At 37.6% G+C, this 19,585-nt stretch carries 22 protein-coding genes; 14 read left to right on the top strand and 8 right to left on the bottom strand.

Annotated features, from left to right (window positions below; translation table 11 throughout):
• Positions 1-26: 26 nt before the first annotated feature.
• The 7 genes from yajC to AB1444_14005 are packed head-to-tail and all read left to right on the top strand — an operon-like array spanning position 27 to position 6,291.
• Positions 27-335: a preprotein translocase subunit YajC gene (yajC, locus tag AB1444_14035; protein MEW6527772.1), complete on the top strand. Its 309-nt coding sequence runs from the start codon at positions 27-29 to the stop codon at positions 333-335.
• A 34-nt stretch (positions 336-369) separates the two neighbouring features.
• The gene (locus AB1444_14030) at positions 370-969 is read left to right on the top strand and encodes a hypothetical protein (GenBank protein ID MEW6527771.1); all 600 of its coding nucleotides are present in this window, start codon (positions 370-372) and stop codon (positions 967-969) included.
• Positions 970-993: 24 nt separating this feature from the next.
• Positions 994-2,649: a protein translocase subunit SecD gene (secD, locus tag AB1444_14025; GenBank protein ID MEW6527770.1), complete on the top strand. Its 1,656-nt coding sequence runs from the start codon at positions 994-996 to the stop codon at positions 2,647-2,649.
• Positions 2,650-2,660: 11 nt separating this feature from the next.
• Entirely contained in the window at positions 2,661-3,551 is an 891-nt protein-coding gene (secF, locus tag AB1444_14020) for a protein translocase subunit SecF (protein MEW6527769.1), read from the top strand.
• Positions 3,552-3,554: 3 nt separating this feature from the next.
• Complete coding sequence (locus AB1444_14015) at positions 3,555-4,442, top strand: hypothetical protein (GenBank protein ID MEW6527768.1); 888 nt, start codon at positions 3,555-3,557, stop codon at positions 4,440-4,442.
• Entirely contained in the window at positions 4,387-5,649 is a 1,263-nt protein-coding gene (gene ribD, locus AB1444_14010) for a bifunctional diaminohydroxyphosphoribosylaminopyrimidine deaminase/5-amino-6-(5-phosphoribosylamino)uracil reductase RibD (GenBank protein MEW6527767.1), read from the top strand. The genes AB1444_14015 and ribD overlap by 56 nt, the downstream gene beginning before the upstream one ends.
• Positions 5,650-6,291, top strand: a complete 642-nt coding sequence (locus tag AB1444_14005) for a riboflavin synthase (protein ID MEW6527766.1) — start codon at positions 5,650-5,652, stop codon at positions 6,289-6,291.
• Positions 6,292-6,383: 92 nt separating this feature from the next.
• Here AB1444_14005 and AB1444_14000 read toward each other — a convergent pair whose 3' ends face one another.
• From AB1444_14000 to AB1444_13985, 4 genes are all read right to left on the bottom strand, one after another.
• Positions 6,384-7,421, bottom strand: coding sequence for a Gfo/Idh/MocA family oxidoreductase (locus AB1444_14000; protein MEW6527765.1), 1,038 nt, complete (start codon positions 7,419-7,421; stop codon positions 6,384-6,386).
• A gap of 6 nt (positions 7,422-7,427) precedes the next feature.
• Complete coding sequence (locus tag AB1444_13995; GenBank protein ID MEW6527764.1) at positions 7,428-8,735, bottom strand: glutamine synthetase family protein; 1,308 nt, start codon at positions 8,733-8,735, stop codon at positions 7,428-7,430.
• Positions 8,732-8,860, bottom strand: a complete 129-nt coding sequence (locus AB1444_13990; GenBank protein MEW6527763.1) for a hypothetical protein — start codon at positions 8,858-8,860, stop codon at positions 8,732-8,734. The genes AB1444_13995 and AB1444_13990 overlap by 4 nt, the downstream gene beginning before the upstream one ends.
• Positions 8,861-8,952: 92 nt before the next feature.
• A complete protein-coding gene (locus AB1444_13985) occupies positions 8,953-9,945 on the bottom strand; it encodes a hypothetical protein (protein MEW6527762.1) in 993 nt (330 codons plus the stop codon).
• 222 nt (positions 9,946-10,167) lie between these two features.
• On the opposite strand from AB1444_13985, the gene AB1444_13980 reads away from it, so the two are divergent.
• The 7 genes from AB1444_13980 to AB1444_13950 all read left to right on the top strand — a co-directional run bounded on the left by AB1444_13980 (position 10,168) and on the right by AB1444_13950 (position 15,801).
• Positions 10,168-11,592 carry a nicotinate phosphoribosyltransferase gene (locus tag AB1444_13980; GenBank protein MEW6527761.1) on the top strand — a complete coding sequence of 475 codons (1,425 nt, stop codon included), beginning with the start codon at positions 10,168-10,170 and terminating at the stop codon, positions 11,590-11,592.
• Positions 11,593-11,699: 107 nt separating this feature from the next.
• A complete protein-coding gene (locus AB1444_13975) occupies positions 11,700-12,158 on the top strand; it encodes a hypothetical protein (GenBank protein ID MEW6527760.1) in 459 nt (152 codons plus the stop codon).
• Between the two features lie 17 nt (positions 12,159-12,175).
• Complete coding sequence (locus tag AB1444_13970; GenBank protein MEW6527759.1) at positions 12,176-13,261, top strand: hypothetical protein; 1,086 nt, start codon at positions 12,176-12,178, stop codon at positions 13,259-13,261.
• A gap of 63 nt (positions 13,262-13,324) precedes the next feature.
• A complete protein-coding gene (locus AB1444_13965; GenBank protein MEW6527758.1) occupies positions 13,325-13,576 on the top strand; it encodes a hypothetical protein in 252 nt (83 codons plus the stop codon).
• A gap of 20 nt (positions 13,577-13,596) precedes the next feature.
• Entirely contained in the window at positions 13,597-13,944 is a 348-nt protein-coding gene (locus AB1444_13960) for a PDZ domain-containing protein (GenBank protein MEW6527757.1), read from the top strand.
• A 133-nt stretch (positions 13,945-14,077) separates the two neighbouring features.
• A complete protein-coding gene (locus tag AB1444_13955; GenBank protein ID MEW6527756.1) occupies positions 14,078-14,926 on the top strand; it encodes an HDOD domain-containing protein in 849 nt (282 codons plus the stop codon).
• A complete protein-coding gene (locus tag AB1444_13950) occupies positions 14,923-15,801 on the top strand; it encodes an MBL fold metallo-hydrolase (protein ID MEW6527755.1) in 879 nt (292 codons plus the stop codon). The genes AB1444_13955 and AB1444_13950 overlap by 4 nt, the downstream gene beginning before the upstream one ends.
• Before the next feature lie 90 nt (positions 15,802-15,891).
• Here AB1444_13950 and AB1444_13945 read toward each other — a convergent pair whose 3' ends face one another.
• The 4 genes from AB1444_13945 to AB1444_13930 all read right to left on the bottom strand — a co-directional run.
• A complete protein-coding gene (locus tag AB1444_13945; protein MEW6527754.1) occupies positions 15,892-16,821 on the bottom strand; it encodes a GGDEF domain-containing protein in 930 nt (309 codons plus the stop codon).
• Positions 16,822-16,836: 15 nt separating this feature from the next.
• The gene (locus tag AB1444_13940) at positions 16,837-17,616 is read right to left on the bottom strand and encodes a histone deacetylase family protein (protein ID MEW6527753.1); all 780 of its coding nucleotides are present in this window, start codon (positions 17,614-17,616) and stop codon (positions 16,837-16,839) included.
• A gap of 75 nt (positions 17,617-17,691) precedes the next feature.
• Positions 17,692-18,279 carry a hypothetical protein gene (locus tag AB1444_13935; protein ID MEW6527752.1) on the bottom strand — a complete coding sequence of 196 codons (588 nt, stop codon included), beginning with the start codon at positions 18,277-18,279 and terminating at the stop codon, positions 17,692-17,694.
• A gap of 17 nt (positions 18,280-18,296) precedes the next feature.
• A partial coding sequence (locus AB1444_13930; protein ID MEW6527751.1) for a hypothetical protein occupies positions 18,297-19,585 on the bottom strand: 1,289 nt, incomplete at its 5' end.

The raw sequence follows: 19,585 nt of genomic DNA, 5'->3' as shown, positions 1-19,585 counted from the left end.
ATATTATATAAAGCGAGGTAACAGAAGTGTTTCCATTTGAGATAGCATACGCAGCCAATGGACAGCAGGCATCAAGCCCATGGGTCAGTATTATACCACTGGTTTTAATGATATTGATTTTCTATCTTCTTTTGATACGGCCAACACAAAAGAAGGAAAAAGACCGCATGAAGATGATAGACCAGCTTAAAAAAGGCGATAAGGTCCTCACATCTAGTGGAATGATTGGTGTGGTGGTAAATATTAAGCCTGAAGAAAATATTATTACCCTAAAACTTGCAGAAGGCGTAAAAGTGGACTTTGTTAAAAGTGCAATTCAGCAAAAGCTATCGTGATTGGTTATTGATAAACATGTAACAGGAATACTATATGAAAGAGTGCCGTAATATTTTTGTGATAGTGTGTATTGCGTGTATGGTGGTGCTGTGTGGTACGGTGCTACCTATGTATGCACAGGAAACGCCGTCCACTACTGTTCAGCAACCAGAAACTAAACCGGGCAATGAAACCCCTGTACAGGAACTATCGCCCCAGATTCAACAGGAAACACCCAAAACCGAAGCGGTTAATGAACCACAGGTTGTGAAAAAAGCTGAATCCGTTGATGCTGTAAAAAAAGAAGAAAAAAAGCCAGCTGTTACAGCAACTGAGGCAACAGTAAAAAATGATGCTCCAAAAGGATTGAAAGTGGACAGTAAGTCGCTACTCAGTATTACTGACGGCGCTTTTAGATATTCCCGTATTCCTGGCATTACCATTAAAGAAAATAATGAACAGATAATTGCACACATAGAAGAAGAAAAACAGAATATAGATAATACCGAAAAGGGTTTATTTGGTCTAAGCAAACAGGCATCTGACCGTATGGCAAAAATCATTTTAGTAGTGATTATTGTTTTTGTTTTTATCCTCTACAGAATGAGGACCAGAAGTACTTCGGGTAGCGTTTTGCGCAGATTTCCAAAATAATACATAATAATACATGAGGTGTACATGACACGGGGATTATTGTATAAAGCTATTTTTATAATCTGTATTGTTTGTTTTGCTGTTATGCTCATTTTGCCTACAATTGGGGAAAATACCCTGCAGATAGTGTTGAGCCAGACATCTACTGAACAGGATTTACAGGCAGTAAAGCAGCGATTTCCTGAATCAAAGTATAAAGTTGTGGTTAACGATAAAGAAGTTCTGGTTGAAGGGTACAATCTTAATGTAGCAGTAATGAACGAAATAAAACGCTATCCTGGTGTTGTGGATGCCAAACTTTTACCACACTGGGCCGAAAAGGCGCTACTTGCAAAAAAAATAAATTTAGGTCTTGATTTGCAGGGTGGCTCATATCTGGTATTGCAGGCAAATTACCACAAAATAGAAGAAAAAACGGGCAAGCCATTGACCAACGCCGAAAAGAATGAAATTACTGAACAAGCACTGGAATTGCTCAGGAACAGGGTTGATAAGTTTGGCGTGGCCGAACCATCAATACGGCCAAAAGGCAATGACGCTATAGAGATTCAGCTTCCAGGAGTTAAAGACCCGGAAAGCGTAAAAAAGGCAATTGGTACCACCGGGCGTGTTGAGTACCGGCTTGTTGATGATGCGTATACCCAGAAAGCCAATCAGTGGTTGAAAGAGCACTATGCAGGTAAAGGGCTGCCTGAGGATCAATTAGAACTCAATAAACTTACCGACACAATTAAAAATGCAATAGCGCTTCCTGATTCCTTGGAGTTATTATATTATTATGAACGTAATCCACAAACAGCCAAATTATTTCCAGCTTATCCCATAGTTCTTGAAAAGAAGGTTGCACTGGCAGGCAATGACATAAGCAAGGCATGGGTTGCTCCTGATGAATACCAGCAGTTAGCAGTTCATTTTAATACCACACCGGAAGGTGCTGCAAAATTTGCTGAAGTAACAAGTGAAAAAAATCACGGCAGGAAGCTTGCGATAGTAATTGATGATAAAGTCCGCAGTGCACCATCAATCAGGGTGCAGATAAATACCGGGCAGGCAATTATTCAAGGTGATTTTACGTATGAAGAAGTAACCGCACTTGCACGCATAATTAAAGAAGGAGCATTGCCGGTTGATTTAAAGATAATTGAAGAACGAACAGTAGGCCCAACACTTGGGATTGATTCTATACAAAGTGGGGTAAAAGCATTTATAGTAGGCATTGCAGGCGTAATGCTTTTTATGCTGATATATTATAAGGGTGCTGGGATTATTGCTGATATTGGATTGCTTCTGAATGGCATATTCATGTTAGCGTTACTCTCGTGGTTGGGGTTTACACTAACGCTTCCTGGTATTGCTGGTTTTATTTTAACAATGGGTATGGCGGTTGATGCCAATGTTATTATCTATGAAAGAATAAAAGAGGAGCTAAGGACAGGAAAAACACCTCGAGCAGCAGTAGCTCAGGGTTTTGAAAGGGCATTCTGGACAATCTTTGACTCAAATATTACTACGCTGCTTTCGGCATTTGTATTATCACAGTTTGGGACAGGACCTATAAAGGGTTTTGCAGTGACACTTTCAATAGGTATTATCAGTTCTATGTTTGTTGCGCTGTATATTACAAAGTTTATTTTTGAAACGATAACTTCACGCGGTTCACTGAAAAAATTAAGTATTTAAGGAGTGGCACCTTGGAAAAAATAATTCCTTTTATTAAATACAGATTTATTGCTTATGCAATTACAATAACATTAATTGTGATTTTTTCATTGCAGACCTATCGCAATGGAGGTTTTAACTGGGGTATTGATTTTGTTGGTGGTATAAAGCTTACCGTAAAATTTGAGCAAGGAGTTGATACCGCACAGATACGAAAGGTTTTAACTCAGAATAAAATTAGTGCAGTGATTCAGCAGGTAGGAAAAGAAGAGGATAATGAATATCTTATTTCTACCAAACTTGCCAGTCGTACTGAAAATGTTGAAGAAAGTACCAAAGAACTAAAAACTGTTATTCAGAGTAACTTTAAAAATGTTGAAATATTGAGTATAGAAACCGTGGGACCTGCAATAGGTGATTTTCTTAAAAAATCGGCAGGGAAGCTTATTGCGCTTTCAATTATAATTATGACGCTGTATCTGGCATTCCGGTTTGAATTGAAGTATTCTATTGGAGCAATGGTTGCGCTGTTACATGATGTTATTCTTTCAATTCTTTTTTGTGGATTTGCTGGAATTGAGATTAATATACCCATAGTTGCCGCAATCCTGACCATTTATGGTTATTCAGTAAACGATACCATTATTATATTTGACCGTGTTAGGGAAAATTTACAGATTAAAACCAAACAGACGTTTATAGATGTAATTGATAAATCTATAACTCAGACAATATCCAGAACGCTGCTTACTGCGCTTACCACATTGTTTGCTGTATTTGCACTGTATATGATTGGTGGTGAAGGTCTTAACGAATTTGCAAGCGTACTTCTGTTTGGTATAGTTATAGGAACATATTCATCTTTGTATATAGCTTCACCGTTTGTTCTGTACTGGGAAAAACTGGCAGTAAGAAAAGCCTGATATATGCCGTTGCGGCTTGCGATAACGTTTTTATGGGGTATTATTTTTGCGGCTCATGTGTGCGCACAAACGGTTGATCCCTATAGCTATAATGCTATAGCAGGGTTTGCAAATCGACTTGTTGAACAAAGGGAATATTACCGCGCTTACCAGGAATATCAGCGTTTATACTATTACTATCCTTCTTTGTATCCGTATGATGCCTTTTTTATGGCTTCATTGTATTGCCAGTACCAGGGCAAACAATACCAGCTTATTCTTGACAGGGTGGGCAACAATTTGCAGGTAAAGCCACCGGTATGGATATTTGCATTTGATGCAGCATTCAGCGATATATCGCAGAATTTAACACACATCGTGATGTCAGCTCCAACCATAGAAAGTAGCAATAATGAAAAAACTGAATATGAAACAATGGTATTGAAAAGAAAGCTTGCATATTCATTGCTGGCAGGTGATAATTACAATGAACTATCGCCTTATACTGCACTTGCAAAAGAATTTGAACTGCAGCGTATATACCAGTACACCACGTTTACACGGGATAATTTAAAAAATCCTTATGCTGCGTTAGGGTGGGGTATACTACCTGGCGCGGGCTATATATATAGTGATAATACCGAAAATGGCATAATAGCGGCGATAGTTATCGGTGTCTGTGCTGTGGTTACATACTATGCAGTAGATAGCGGTAACAGTGGTATTGCGTTTGTTACCGGTGCTGCCGGCACATTTTTTTATGGTGGCAGCATACTGGGTGGGTACCTGGCTGCAAAAAAGACTAACAACCAGATTACGAAAGAGTTACGTGCTTATTTAGAAGAAGAATTGAAATTTGAACAGGATAGAGAAATTATTTTTAACCGATATGGAAAGCCAAAAACACAATGAATATATGACACTGGCGCTACAATTGGCTTTTGGCAGGTTGGGGGTAACGTCGCCAAATCCTGCAGTAGGAGCAGTTATTGTTAAGGATGATACTATCATAGCAAAAGGTTCAACCCAGGCCTGCGGTCTTGACCACGCCGAGGTTGTAGCCCTGAAGAATGCAGCAGGTAACACTACCGGTGCTTCAATGTATGTGACACTTGAGCCATGCTGTCACTGGGGTAAAACCCCACCCTGCACTGATGCAATAATAAAAGCTGGCATAAAAAAAGTAATGATTCCTGCACTTGACCCAAATCCTGCTGTTGCGGGTAAAGGGGTCAGAGCATTGCAACAGGCAGGCGTTGAGGTGGTGTTTTTACGCCAGTTTTCGCAGCCAGCTATTGATTTAATACGGCCGTTTAAAAAAAGTATTCTGCGACACAGGCCATTTGTTATTCATAAGGCAGCAATATCTCTTGACGGCAGGACGGCAACAACAACAGGCGATTCTAAATGGATAAGTTCACCTGTTTCACGACTTCTGGTGCACCGGCTGCGTGCATGTGCTGATACCATCATAGTTGGAAAAGCTACCGTTGAAATGGATAATCCAGCCCTTACAGTGCGTTATACTGAGTTTCCTCCTGAGGCTGAAAAATTTTTTGCAACCAGACAATATACTGCAGTGGGATATTCCAACAGTTTTATCAACGGGCTGCTTGAATTATGGAAAACGGATGTAACTCATGATTTGAAAAAAGTTGTGATAGGGCTACCAAAGGCATTACAGAATGTTACGCTAGCCAGCGATAGCAATGCGTATTTTTTTACCGCACATAAAGACCAAGATGATCTTTTGAAACGGGACGATTATGCCATTATTGCAAAACTTATTGACAGTGGGCGCATTCAGTTTTTGCAATCAGATAGCGGTGTGGAGCAGATTCATGAGTTGCTTGACATATTACATACAATGGGTTCAATGATTGCAGTGCTGGAAGGAGGAGCAACAGTTGCTGGATCATTCTTTGATTCAGGTGAGCTTGATCAGTGCATGTATTTTTATAGCCCAATTATAGTTGGCAAGGGGAAAAATGTCATTGAAGGCAAAGGCAGGCAGTTTATTAAAGAGTCTATGGATCTTCATGATGTAACCAGTATTTATTTGGGGCATGATATGCTTGTATCAGGGTATAAAGAAAGCTATCAGTTTGAGGCGGTGTAAATGTTTACCGGCATTATAGAAGAGATTGGTGTGGTACAATCTGTAAAACAATCTGCAAATGGTAAATTAATTTCCATACATGCGCGTACGGTTATTGAAGGTACTAAAATTGGTGATTCCATTGCCATTGATGGAGCCTGCCAGACTGTGACAGCAATGGGCAAGGATTTCTTTACCGTATTTGCTTCGGATGTAACGCTTGGCATCACCACACTTGGATTATTTAAAACAGGAACACAGGTTAATCTGGAACGTGCCATGCAGCCTATAGGTCGTTTGGGTGGACATCTGGTGCAGGGGCATGTGGATGCAACAGGAAAAATTGTTTCACTGCAAAAATTGCCTGATGGGCTAAAAGTTACACTAACTGTGCCTGATGGCATCAGCAAGTTTATTGTTCCCAAAGGCTCAATTGCTATCGATGGCATATCACTGACGGTGGTGGATAAAAAAGACACAATAGAGCTTTACTGTATCCCGGAAACTATCACTAATACAACGCTTGCTCATAAAAAAACTGGTGACATGGTTAATGTTGAAGTGGATATTATTGCTAAGTATGTGTATTATATGGTTACACAAATAAAGGGGGGTGATAGTTCCCTTGAGAAAAAGCTTAGGGAAGAAGGTTTCTTAAGTTAATTTTATGCCATGGGTATGCAAGGGGCATGCTGAGTAAATTAAGAAAAATTATATTTTACCAATAAGACTTTGAATTATATTCTTTATAGTGATTAGTTTTGCATCCTGATTGATACAGTACTTCCATTTTGATTGGCTGAACGATAAATAGCATCAATTACTTCTAATGCACTATATCCATCATATCCACTTGAGGTTACCGGTATTGAGTGTTTCAGGCACTTTTTTACTTCTTTATAAAGTTTGGTAAAATAATCTGGTTTTCCTTTTGGAGTTACTGCATGTGCTACTAAGTCATTAAATCCGGTATACAGTTTTGACTTTGCAGGCTTATACAGTTGCAAATAACCGTTACCGATAACTATCTTACCTTTTGTACCAAATATCTGCAATTCAAACATAAAGTAATCACGATGACCGCCTGCTTCAAGTGTTACATGGATGCCGGAAGTGGTCAAACAATGAGCTATTGTATAATCTTCATAGAGTGAATCCTTTGAATACCGGGTGGTGTACCCTTGTACCTGTGCTATATTGCCAAAAAGATACTGCACAATATCAATTAAATGAGTACCATCGTGCAGAAGAGGTCCACCACCTGAACCTGGTTGATGGGCTTTTGATGGGGTAAAGACAAAACCATACACCGAAGATATGGGGCCAATTTCATTGTTGCGGATAAGCCTTTGTACATAGTTATACCGGTAGTCATACCGTCGTTCATGGTTAATAATGAGTGTTGTATTGTATGTGGTGCATGCGTCAATAAAGGCTTTTGCCTGTGTAAGGTCACTGGCAATTGGTTTTTCACATACAATAACTTTTGCGCCATTTTGAGCTGCTGTAATGCCAATTGGCGAATGGGTATTGGTCCACGAAGCAATAATTACGCATTGTGGCTTTTCCTGTTCTATAAGCTTCTGGTAATCAATATAACAGTGTGATTGAGGGATTCCTGCAATCTTTGAAAAAGTGTGCAAACGTTTTTCATTGATATCACAGGCATGGGTTATGGATAGCCGTGCAGCTTTTGTGCCGCCATAATGGGTACATGGTTTATATCGCAGTGGGTCATTTTCCAGCAAAAACCCAATACGGCCACAACCAATGAGAGCAACCACAGGTTTCATGAAATTCTATAAAATAGGTAGATAGGTATCAATTTCATAATCGGTAATGTGGCGATTATACTGGTCAAGCTCGTAGTGTTTATTTTCTATAAATAGTTCCACCAGCTTGTCGCCCAGTGCATCGCGCATCAGGCTGCTTTTTTCAAATAATTTGAGAGCATCAGAAAGGTTTGAAGGCAATGACTTTGTAGAAAAATTTGATTTCCCTTCACTGAGATTATGAGGTTTTGGCAGTGGGTCGTTATGCTCAATGCCTGAAAGCCCTGCAGCTAAGATTGCTGAAAATAGCAGATAGGGATTGCATGCAGGGTCCGGGTTTCTGAGCTCAACTCTGACCGAATTTGGATTATCAGTTCTTGATGTGGTAATGCGGATAAGTGATGATGGATTATTGATACTCCATGATAGGTCAATGGGTGCTTCAAATCCATAATTAAGACGTTTATACGAATTTACCCACTGATTGGATATGGCAAAGAACTCTGGAGCGTGTTTCAATAATCCTGCTATATAATGCTTTGCGATGTCGGAAAGCATAAATTCATCGTTACTATCATAAAAAATATTTACTTCGTTTTTGAATAATGACTGATGAATATGCATGCCACAACCATTGTACTGTGATAGTGGTTTTGGCATGAATGAAGCGTATATGTTGTTTTGTTGGGCTATCTCCTTGGTTGCTGTTTTAAATGTCATGATATTATCAGCTATGCTCAGAGCATCATCATGGCGCAGGTCAATTTCATGCTGGCTGGGGGCGCCTTCATGATGGGATGTCTTCACGCCAATACCCATTTCTTCAAGTGTAAGAACCATCTGGCGTCGGATATCGCTTGCAATATCAAGTGGGGTAAGGTCAAAATATCCTCCACGGTCAAGAAGCTGAGGTGATTCGGAATTTTTGAATAAAAAGAATTCAATTTCCGGGCCAACATAGAATAAATAGCCTTTGTCAGATGCTTTCTTAAGATTTTTATACAGAATATACCGAACATCACATTCATACGGGGTCATATCGGTATTATAGATATAGCAGAACATGCGTGCTACTGAATTGCTCTTGGGGCGCCATGGTAAAATTTCAAATGTTTCAACATCGGGCATGGCAATCATTTCTTTTTCGGTTTTACGTACAAACCCATGTATTGTAGAACCGTCAAATCGCACTCCTTCTTCTAAAGCATCCTCAAGCTCGTTACTGGTTATGGCAAAACTTTTCAAAAACCCTAAAATGTCAGTAAACCATAACCGTATAAACTTCACATCATTATCATGTGCTGTTTTTAAAATATATTCGCGATTGTCCACTATCGTATACCGTTCCTCTTTATTCCATGTATTGAAGCTATCCGTATAACAGCTTCATAATATTCTTCTCGTGAAATCTTTCCTTCGGCCATTTCTTCATACAGCAGTCTCAGGAGCAGATAAAACATACACCGCCTCCTTTGCATTGATATATGCTGCTGTTGTATTAATCGGCCTGAAGGTTTAATGAAATTAGAGGAAGTATGGCTTATTTTGTCAATTAAAAGCTTATATATATAAGCAAAACAAAAATGATAAGCAGGAGCACAAATAATGATATTATTACATATGTTAACTTTGAAAACCCAGCATCCTCATAGGTTGTTGAAGCAGCTAATGGTTTTGGAGGGGATTTTGGTATTGATTTTTGCGTTAGTGGGCCATCAATGATAGGATCATAAAGGCGTAATTTGACCTGCCGTTCATCTTCAATACACTTGCCATAAATTCCAGGGCCTATACGGGTAAGTATTTCAATGGGCTCATTCTTCCCATCAGATTTTATATCTATAACTTCTGTAGCTATGGGCTTTATATGATTCTCAACACGCAATCCCAATAGATCAATGAAATAATTTGCTCTGTCGGTATTGGGTATTATCTTTGTCATTATTTTATCGCCAACTTTTAATTCGTAGATAGGTTTACCTTTTACCGGCGCCAGTATTGGCTGTATATTCAATATAACAGCACCTTCTTCCAGTTCAGCTTCAGCCGTTGATGACTTTTCTTCAGGTTGTGTGTACCTTTTTTCTTTTGTCTGGGCAAATTCTTCAGCAGTCACTTCCTGAATGCTTGTTTCCAGTACAAGATTTTTATCATGTATAACCCTGTTAATGGTATCAAAGAGAAATGTATCAATACTATCGTAATCATAATTGTTAGCATAGTCGTATAGCTGGTTTGTTTTGGTGTCTTCGGTTGCAATTTCCTTAAAATTATCCATTATAGAAGTGGTTAAATTTGCGTTAAAATTGCCTTTCCATTTTAATTCCAGAATTACCTGTTCATATTTGTCCCATGGGAGATGTGGTTCATTTTCATAGATATTGGAAAAGGTTGAAACAGCAACATTGTAGGTATCAATATGCCTGTCCTGATTAAAGATAATGATAAAAAGCCCATATAAATTCATTGAAAGGGCTTTGAAACGCCCTTTTATAATAATTAAATGGTCACTGAAGAGATTGTCATTTTCGCTTTCTATAGCCATACGTTATTCCACACAAAAAATGTTTGTATATAGTATGTATCGGCATGTATATATATTTTACTATAAATCTTGATAACTATCGCTCAATAAAAATATGGTGTATGTAATATAGTGGCATAGATTATAATAATATTGTCAATATAAAAATTTTTTATTTGATTAATTTTACACGTATATTGTTTATAAATTTACCTGGATAAAAGAACAATGATGAGGAATCCTATGAAAGGGATGGAACTGCTTACTGACCTGTACGAATTGACAATGATGCAAGTCTACCTGAAAACAGGTATAATACAAAAATATGCAATTTTTGATATGTTCTTCAGAAAAAATCCGTTTAATTCCGGTTATGTTGTGTTTGCGGGATTGGAGCAGCTTATTGACTATCTGCAAAACCTTTCCTTTTCAAAGGAAAGCATTGACTATCTGTATTCATTGAATATCTTTTCTGATGATTTTTTGGATTATTGTAAATCGTTTCGTTTCACTGGTAGCATATTTTCATTTCAAGAAGGTGATATAGTTTTCCCTGAGGAACCAGTAATCAGAGTGGAAGCGCCGTTAGGACAGGCTCAGCTTATTGAAACGGCATTGCTTAACTGCATCAATTTCCAGTCGCTTATTGCAACAAAAGCTGCACGGGTATGTTATGCCGCTCAAGGCAGGCAGGTGATTGAGTTTGGTTTGCGCCGAGCTCAGGGGCCTGATGGCGGTTTGAGTGCAAGCAGGGCTTCCTTTATTGGTGGGTGTGTTGGTACATCAAATGTTCTGGCTGGAAAACTGTATGGCATACCGGTTAAGGGTACTCATGCACATAGCTTTGTCATGGCGTATGATAGTGAAGCGGAGGCATTTAATAATTATACCACTGTATTCCCTGACAGCTCAATATTGCTGGTGGATACCTATGATACAGTACACTCGGGTATTATTAATGCGATAGCCGCTGCAAAGAAGCTTCAGAAACAGGGAAAACACCTTGCAGGCATCAGGCTTGACAGTGGTGATCTTGCTGATTTAAGCAAAAAGGTGCGAAAGTTACTGGATGAAGAAGGTTTGGAGTATATAAAAATCGTTGCTTCAAACGACCTTGATGAATTTCGTATAGATGAATTGCTGCGTCATGAAGCTCCCATCGATGTCTTTGGAGTGGGCACACGGCTGGCCACCGGCTATGGTGAATCAGCTCTTTCAGGGGTGTATAAAATGGCTGCAATAGAAAAGGATGGAGCATTAATCCCCAAGATGAAAGTATCCGATGAAATGTCAAAAGGCACTATTCCTTCAAGAAAAAACGTATACAGATACTATAATTCAGATAATACTATATGTTTTGATATTATCTGCCAGAATGATGAGATTGTACTGGATGGTGATGTGTATGATATAAAGGGCAACAGATTTACTGTTGATAAAGATCTCTTTTCACGATGCATGCATATACCTGTTATTCAGCATGGAACCTTAGTATATCAAAAGCCTTCACTACAGGAAATTCAACATCATTGTGTTGCCAGCATGCAATCGCTACCCGAATCTTTGAAAGATTTGTATAATCCGGTTGAGTATCAGGTTTACATAAGTCCAAAGCTTTTCCAATTAGTGGAATCCATGAGGACTGAAATTCATAAGAAAATTGATTAAATATATTTAAAATGTAGTTGAAGTTGTTGACTTATATACTATACTATGGTGTTATTCATAGTAGGAATACACTATATTCTATTCTGGCTGGAGGTTTCAATAGCTATATGAACAGTGAAGATGTAAAAAGCAAAATGACCGGTACTATAACCAGAAGTCTTGTGGTAAAAGTAGTTATTGTAGCTTTCATAGTAATTTTTGTATTGTGGTTAATTTTTAATATTAAGGATTACGGTAAAGTTAATCTGATAATTTCAAATGAGGAAATTACTTCAAATGATCAAACTTCAGTACAAAAGTTTACAGATAAGGACAAGATATATTTTTTTGTTGATAGAGTTATCAAACCATCTCTTGACTGCAATACGGTTTCAGTTATCATAGATTATTATGAAAATAATTCTTTTACCCAGTATAAACAGATTACATTTGAAGTAGATAAAAATTTCAAGAATTTAAGTACCTATATACCGCAGGAATATTTTAAAAGAAATGGAAAATACCAGTTAAAGGTTTTACTGGATGGGAAACTTATGGCAACCAGGGAATTTGAAGTAGAAAAATAAATATATGAAGGTGTGCAATGAAGCGATTTTTTATATTTATTAGTATTTTCATTTTTATATATTCAATTTCTGCAAATAGCTTTGCTGACCAGTTGACTGCTGACAGAGCTATACAGGAAAATAAGGAATTTATTGAATTTATGGATGTGCCACTATCAAATTTTGGTGAAAAGTATAAAGAAGCATTTAAAGACATATACCAGATACATTTCAATGCTGAGGTGGCATATCTACAGTCAGATTATAACCGGGCTTTCAGGAATGTGTATGAATCACAAAAAAAGCAAGCTGACCTGTATTCACAGGTAGTACGCGAATACCTTGACGAAACGAAGAAGTTTTTAGACTCAATTTCACCAGAAGTGATAAAGTCAAAAAATAAAAAGGCGCGGTTATATCTTAATTTAGCATACCGGGACCGTGAGGTTGCACGTACCCATCATACGGTAGCAGATGCATCAAACCCAAAATTATGTTCAAATAAGATATATAAATATATTGAAGCCATAAAAGTCTTGCGTCGTGCACGCAGGTATGCCTTTTTGGCCATGTTTGAATCGCAAACTGATGAAACAAAGAAAAAGATCTATAACCACCTTTTTGAGATAGAGCGCGAGAAAGGGAATCTATTCTATGTCAGATTTATTTCCAAAACAGAGCAGGAAATAATTGACGAGATGCAAAAAGAATATTATGATGTTCAGATAGCAGCTGTCAATGCACAGCCATCGAAACAGGAAGATACGTACGAAAAACGTATAGAAAAACGAGCCCGTTTCAGGGATGAGCGAAGGGTTGCTGAGTATCTTTTAACTTCAGAATTTGAAAAAGCTGAACCAATAATTCGGGATTATGTGAAAGATTTTAATTTTAATCTCATTGTGGCTACCATTGAATATTTAGTTGCCAGTAAATCGCCCATGGCAAGTAGTTTTTCAGTTGAGCTTTTAAAGCGATATCATGACGATAATTACTCACGGTACTATAGCCCTTCAACACTTAATGCTTTTGCCGGTGAAATGAAAGTTGTTGATGCTATAGAAAAAAAGCCTGAAGGGGAATTGCCTGAGGAAAAACCCCAAACAGATAACAAGCAGAAGTAGCAGACTATTTGATGCAGATTAAGGGTAAAAGCATACTATGATAAATGTACAGGAAGGCTTTCTATGGATAATTCGGAGTTACTCAATTCAATACACCGGAGAATGATGAATGAATTACTGAATCGTTCTCAGGGCAGGTCAAGTGCACCCCAATTAAAAGAGATTATTGCCTTAGACCAGAACTTGCGAAAAGAAATTGCAGATCTTTATACACGCCTGGTGGAGCTTGGCGATAAAGAGATGGCAATAAATATTTTGTCTGATCATGTTGCCATCATGGTAGAGATGATAGTTAGCTTCAAAACTGAGAAGTAATCCATTCTAGAGGTAGGGTTATGAAAAAACTCATTATCGCTATTCTTGGAATAGTATTGATAACATGCTCCGGCGAAGAATTTGGCGGTTTGGGTATTGAAGTACCTGCTGGTCCTGAAAAGGTCAGTAAAAGCAGGCCATTTGTTATAGCAAGTGTGTATGAAGGTGGTACGGGGCAAAAGGCAGGGCTTAAAGAAGGTGACATTATTGTATCGGTTGATGGTGTTCCACTTGAGGGTTTGGAATATGATTATATTGTAAAAAATTTGCTGCGTGGCAAGGTTGGGAGTGTGGTAACACTGGAAATTCAGAGAGGCGACAACCTGATGCTGTTTAGGGTTATGCGAGGAAAGATTGTCTTAAAATAAAATACCATGAAGAAAGTTATAGATAGTATTATACTGGTTTTCTCGGTTCTTTTCTGGATTGTCATTATTGCTGATAGCATATACTGGTTTTTCTTCTGAAAGAAATAATGAATAGTAATAGCAGGTGGGGTTGATGGCTCAAAATATTGTGGCCAAGGTTAAAGACTCAATAGAAAAAATGCCGCCACTATCTCCGGTGGTGCATAAAATAATAATTGTGGCAAATGATGTGACCTCATCAGCACAGCATTTGACAGATGTAATTCAGCTTGACCCGGTCTTGACTGCAAAAGTAATACGCATGGTTAACTCTGCATACTTTGGATTACCCCAGGAGATTAAGTCTTTAAAGCAGGCTGTGGTTATGCTGGGTATTAATACCATAAAGAATGTGGCGCTGTCATCTGCATTGATGGGAAAAATTGCATTAAAGAAGGGTGTGTTAGACCCTGAGGAATTCTGGAAGCATTCTATTGGTGTGGCGGTTGCATCAAAATTAATTGCACAACGATTGGGTATAGATAAAAAGCTTCTGGAAGAGTTTTTTATTGCCGGGCTTATCCATGATATAGGCAAAGTTTTGATGAATAATTTTTTTCCGGATGAAATGAAGCAGATAATTGATATATCGCAATCAAAGGGTGGATTTATTATTGATATAGAAAAAAATGTTCTTGGACTAACCCATGAGGAGATAGGCATAGCAATAGGGAAAAAATGGAATTTTGAAAATAATCTTCTGTATGCAGTTGGAAGACACCATATACCAGTTTTGAAAGGTGATTCGGCCATCTATTCTATGGTGGTTCATGTAGCAGATACGTTTTCCAAGGTATTGAAAGTTGGATTTAGCGGGAATTATGTTATTGATACTATTGATGAAGCAATATGGCAATCACTGGGAATATCTGAGGAGATAGTTTTTGAGGCACTAACTCCTTTAAATGATGAAATACAAAAGGCTAAATTATTTTTACAATGAGTACACTGACGGTCACATTTTGGGGAGTGCGTGGTTCCATACCTGTACCAGGTCCAGATACCATGAAATATGGTGGTAATACTGCCTGCCTGGATTTGCGCTCAGATGCTGGTGATTGGATAGTATTTGATGCAGGGACAGGGCTTAGAGTACTGGGTGAATCACTGGATCTGTCAAAAAACTATACTGTTAATTTATGCATTTCTCATCCTCACTGGGACCATATCAATGGTTTTCCTTTTTTCCCTGTTATCTATATACCAGGTAATACGGTAAATATCTATGGTCCTGGAACATTTGAAAAGAGCTTAGAAGAAATAATACGCGGCCAGATGCAGTACAGTTATTTCCCGGTGCGTACCGATGAATTGCGCGCCAGTATACATTTTTATGAGATAAAAAACAACCAGTTTGAAGTTGGTAACTTTAAGGTTTATACGCATCTTCTTAACCATCCGGTAACCTGTTATGGATATAGAGTAGTATATAGGGATAAGGTATTTATATATTTAGGTGACAATGAGCCATATTATAATGTTTTTAAAGATAATGACCCGGAGGTAGTCCAATTTGCAAAGCAGATGAATGAGCAGCTTATTGAATTTGTCAAAGGTGCAGATGTCCTGGTATCAGATGCACAGTATATACCGGCTGAATACCCAAAGAAAACCGGCTGGGGGCATAGTACAACGCATCACATTATCAATCTGGCACTTAAGGCAAAAGTTAAAACATTATTTTTATTTCACCATGAACCCTTACGGAAGGATAAGGAAATGGATGCAATAGTTACTCATTACCGGAATGTGCTGAAGAAAAAGGGGCTTACACTTGAACTGTATGCTGCAGCAGAAAGAGAATCATATACATTTTAGTTATTGATAATAATTGCAGTTTACACCAGTGCACGGAAGTAGTAAAAATTTTGTGAGTAGAATTATACATCATTTATCAAAACATTGTAGTCATTCATAGATAATGGTATTCCTGCCAGAATTTTTTGCCTTGTAGAGATTATCATCTACCTTTTTAATAATATCATCAACTGTTTCAAATTTGCTCAGCATATCCTTAATTGATACAATGCCAATGCTTGCTGTTACTTTAAAATTAAGATTGCGGTATGCATGTTCGGATTCCATTATCTCCTGTTTCATCCGTTTTGCAACATTGATAGCGTCATCTGCTTTTGTCTCAGGCAGTATGACCATAAATTCTTCACCACCATACCGAAAGGCAAGGTCAGAATCACGAAGCTGGTTTATTATAATTGAAGATATCTTCCGTAAAACGATATCACCAACCTGATGACCATAATTATCATTTACTGATTTAAAGTGATCAATATCCAGCATTAAAAGCGATAAATCACGATTGTAGCGCTTTGCGCGTTTAAACTCCAGTTCAATTTGTTCTATAAAATATCTTCTATTATACAATCCTGTTAATGGATCGGTAATTGAAAGCCACTTTAATATTTCAGTGCGCTGTTCAACCATTTCCTCAAGGTTGTTAGAATATTTTTCTAATAATTTTTTTGATTCAATCAATTCATTAACTATGGTATCCTTTTCACGCAATAATGCATCTGACCTTGCTTTAAATTGTTCCAGTTCATGTGTCAGCATTATCAAATGTTCTTTTGAAAAGGGGTCAGATGTGTACCTGTCATTAACCAGTGATTGGATTGAACGAAGAAGCAGAATAAAAGGTTTTGCAAAAAATACAACAGCAAGAATTGCAGCACCAATATTTATTACAATAAAGCCGGTAATAGTGGTGGGACTAAAACTAATGGTTTTATTTCCATAAAGAAACACATAGATAGTTCCTGATACAAATGTAGTATACAGAAAAATTTTAATAAAAAGTGAAATGGTAATTTTGTGATGCATACTTATAAAGCCTTATCAATCATAAAGGCCATTACGAATACCTTCAATAAAAGCTATAACATTTTTCCCCAAATCAGGGATATAATAACCGCCTTCTAGAATGGCAAATATATGACCTTTGCAGTACTGTTTTGCATGTATTCCTGCTATCTGACCAATTGTGTAATAGTCCTGAGTTGAAAGATTTGCACCCCAGTCTTTTATATACTGATCAAATCCTGCGCTTATACCTACTATATCAGCACTACCACATTGCTGCAATCGTGATTTTGTTTCATTGATAAAATCAACAGGGTTAGATGATTGTATGTTTAATACGGGCACATTAATATTAGATTTAAAAATGGTATCAGTACCATCGCCAAAATGCAGGTCAATATCAAGAATTATTGCTTTCTTTATCATATTATCAGCTAGGAGCCTCTTTATGGCAATTCCCATATTGTTAAAGTAGCAAAATCCCCAGTTATGGTCAGGGTTGGCATGATGTCCTGGTGGCCGTATAACAGCAAAGGCAGGCTTTCCTTCCATTGCCATTGTAGCGGCGGTGATTGCACCTCCTGCAGCTAATTTTGCAACTGAAAAGCGCACTTCATCCTGTTTCTCCATGGTTAGCAAGCCTTCAGAATGGCAAAGAAGTATATCTTCGTCAGTGCAACTTGTGGGGTTAATTATAGGGTAACTATCGCCCAATTCCTTCATTATTTGATGTACACGTTGGGGTTTTTCCACTGATGCAGTTACATAGTTGGTTGTATATAAAGAGTCATAGACGATATAAAATGGACGTTCCATAATAAACCTTTTACAAATATAAGGATGATGGTATTATTTATGATATGCTATGAAATAATAAATGTCAAATAAGTTTTAAAAGGGGCGTTCTTTTACGTTAAATTGCCACAGTTCAACCAGTTTTTCAAATTCCTTGTCTTTGGGTTTGCCTTCATAAGCTTTATTCCGCCGCTTTATAAGATACATTACCGTACTATCTTCAAGTAAAAATTTTTCTCCTAATTCATTGAGTTTACGGATACAATAATTAAGATTATACGTCTGAAAATCACCAATATGCTGCGACGATGCAACGGTAGGCTCAAATTTCATAAGTAGCTCGGTAAAGTATAATGCAAGCCGCCATGAATCGGTGCTGCCAGCAAGTCCTGCTTTAAAATACATGCTGAGTTTTTCATATAAATTAATATTGTGATAGTATGATTCAAACACAACAGATATCAATTCCGGGAAAAGATTGGTAATTTCTATTAAATCAATGGGCTCATTGCGATGTATAAAATAATCAAAAATCTTTTTACTGGTATCATTATCCAAGGGCTCTGGGTCAATGAGTTCAACATACATGTCCTTTATTATAGTACGTACTTTCCCCGCTTTTTTCAGGTATATCTCTATTTCTACCGGCTCCACGTAATAGTTTATAGGGTCTTTAACTTCCATGTATGGTAACCATGCTCTCACTTATTATTTGGTTTAGCTTTTAATTCATTTATCTTTTGTAGTAATAGTTTAACCCTCTCTTTGTGTTTGTTATGTATTGCTGCGTTCATAGCTTTTTGTGCCAGATGGTCATCAATAATACCTTTATCAATTTTTTTCTCTAATTCATCTATTAAAGTATAAAAAACAATGTTGAGTGTAAATAATTTTCTTTCTGATATGCCCCACAGAGTGTCACCTGGTTTTACAATGACCACCTCGCCATCTAAAAGAATAAATCTGTTGCCCGGGTAAATCCAGTGTGGATTTTTTTCTTTAAGGCTTTTGATGTCTATACGGCTGTAGCCATTTTTCACTGCCACATCATTGGCGTAGAAAAAGATATCTGTATCAGACACATGGATAGAATATTTTTTAGTAAGATATTCAATATAGCGTGCTTGCCGCTGGCGCTCCTCTCTTGCCTGATACAGCGTAAACGCGTGGTAGCTTCCCACTATAATGAGTATAGCTATAGTTATAAAAGCTACAATTATTCCTGCTTTTTTTAGTACAGCTAAACGCTTTTTCAACTTCTCTTGCGTAATGAGTGATAAATCAAGTTTTTGTGTTTGAGTAGTTTCTTTTTTCCGTTTGTTTATTGCTTTTTCAATACTTTTAGCTTCTTTTGCAATTGCCGTGTTTTTTGAATAGAACAGGTCCAGCAGCAATTCTAATCTTTTGCGGTCTTCAATGATACGGTTAAATATTTCAGGCATTGTATGTGGTGAAGGTAGTGATGGCTCATCTAATTGTTCAATGGCTCCAAATGGATATTCCTGGTTAGCCTCTACTGGTTCGCATGTCATATATGCATACGAATTGTACAGCATAATTGTATATTTGTATCCATCAGGCAATGGGCGTGATTGTATTTTATAAAGCATTTTTTCAATACGTTTGTACAGGTTGCGGTTAGTAGTTGAGTGGAGTATAACACGCAACGTTTGCATACTGTTAAAAAGTATATGGGGCGATAGTTCCTGTGAAAAAAGCTTTTCAATTTCATCAAAATCTTCTTCTGTAATAGCTTTTGCCAGTTCCTTGGTGCAGCACGAAAGCATGTCGGATAACAGTTTTTTTTCATCAAGATGGTACCGTATATCATATTGATGCGAAGCAGTACAGTATAGAACATCCTTAATGGGTACTCCTTCACGGTTACTATCGACCACAATAACAGGTGAAAGGTTGGCACAGAGCATTGCTGCTTTTTTATAGATTGCATAGTCAATAACATACAGGTTAGCAGCAGTTTCTATAGCCT

The organism is Spirochaetota bacterium (assembly GCA_040756435.1).
Lineage (GTDB): Bacteria > Spirochaetota > UBA4802 > UBA4802 > UB4802 > UBA4802.
This window is presented reverse-complemented; position numbering and strand designations above follow the sequence as displayed.

What these genes read in the sequence shown, in the direction of transcription:
- AB1444_13960 (MEW6527757.1), top strand. Translation starts at nt 13,597, where the DNA reads ATGAAAAAACTCATTATCGCTATTCTTGGAATAGTATTGATAACATGC.
- AB1444_14000 (MEW6527765.1), bottom strand. Translation starts at nt 7,421, where the DNA reads ATGAAACCTGTGGTTGCTCTCATTGGTTGTGGCCGTATTGGGTTTTTG.
- AB1444_13935 (MEW6527752.1), bottom strand. Translation starts at nt 18,279, where the DNA reads ATGGAAGTTAAAGACCCTATAAACTATTACGTGGAGCCGGTAGAAATA.
- AB1444_13990 (MEW6527763.1), bottom strand. Translation starts at nt 8,860, where the DNA reads ATGTTTTATCTGCTCCTGAGACTGCTGTATGAAGAAATGGCCGAAGGA.
- AB1444_14005 (MEW6527766.1), top strand. Translation starts at nt 5,650, where the DNA reads ATGTTTACCGGCATTATAGAAGAGATTGGTGTGGTACAATCTGTAAAA.
- AB1444_13985 (MEW6527762.1), bottom strand. Translation starts at nt 9,945, where the DNA reads ATGGCTATAGAAAGCGAAAATGACAATCTCTTCAGTGACCATTTAATT.
- secD (MEW6527770.1), top strand. Translation starts at nt 994, where the DNA reads ATGACACGGGGATTATTGTATAAAGCTATTTTTATAATCTGTATTGTT.
- AB1444_13965 (MEW6527758.1), top strand. Translation starts at nt 13,325, where the DNA reads ATGGATAATTCGGAGTTACTCAATTCAATACACCGGAGAATGATGAAT.
- AB1444_13955 (MEW6527756.1), top strand. Translation starts at nt 14,078, where the DNA reads ATGGCTCAAAATATTGTGGCCAAGGTTAAAGACTCAATAGAAAAAATG.
- AB1444_13940 (MEW6527753.1), bottom strand. Translation starts at nt 17,616, where the DNA reads ATGGAACGTCCATTTTATATCGTCTATGACTCTTTATATACAACCAAC.
- AB1444_13945 (MEW6527754.1), bottom strand. Translation starts at nt 16,821, where the DNA reads ATGCATCACAAAATTACCATTTCACTTTTTATTAAAATTTTTCTGTAT.
- AB1444_14030 (MEW6527771.1), top strand. Translation starts at nt 370, where the DNA reads ATGAAAGAGTGCCGTAATATTTTTGTGATAGTGTGTATTGCGTGTATG.
- AB1444_13970 (MEW6527759.1), top strand. Translation starts at nt 12,176, where the DNA reads ATGAAGCGATTTTTTATATTTATTAGTATTTTCATTTTTATATATTCA.
- AB1444_14015 (MEW6527768.1), top strand. Translation starts at nt 3,555, where the DNA reads ATGCCGTTGCGGCTTGCGATAACGTTTTTATGGGGTATTATTTTTGCG.
- AB1444_13950 (MEW6527755.1), top strand. Translation starts at nt 14,923, where the DNA reads ATGAGTACACTGACGGTCACATTTTGGGGAGTGCGTGGTTCCATACCT.
- AB1444_13980 (MEW6527761.1), top strand. Translation starts at nt 10,168, where the DNA reads ATGAAAGGGATGGAACTGCTTACTGACCTGTACGAATTGACAATGATG.
- AB1444_13975 (MEW6527760.1), top strand. Translation starts at nt 11,700, where the DNA reads ATGAACAGTGAAGATGTAAAAAGCAAAATGACCGGTACTATAACCAGA.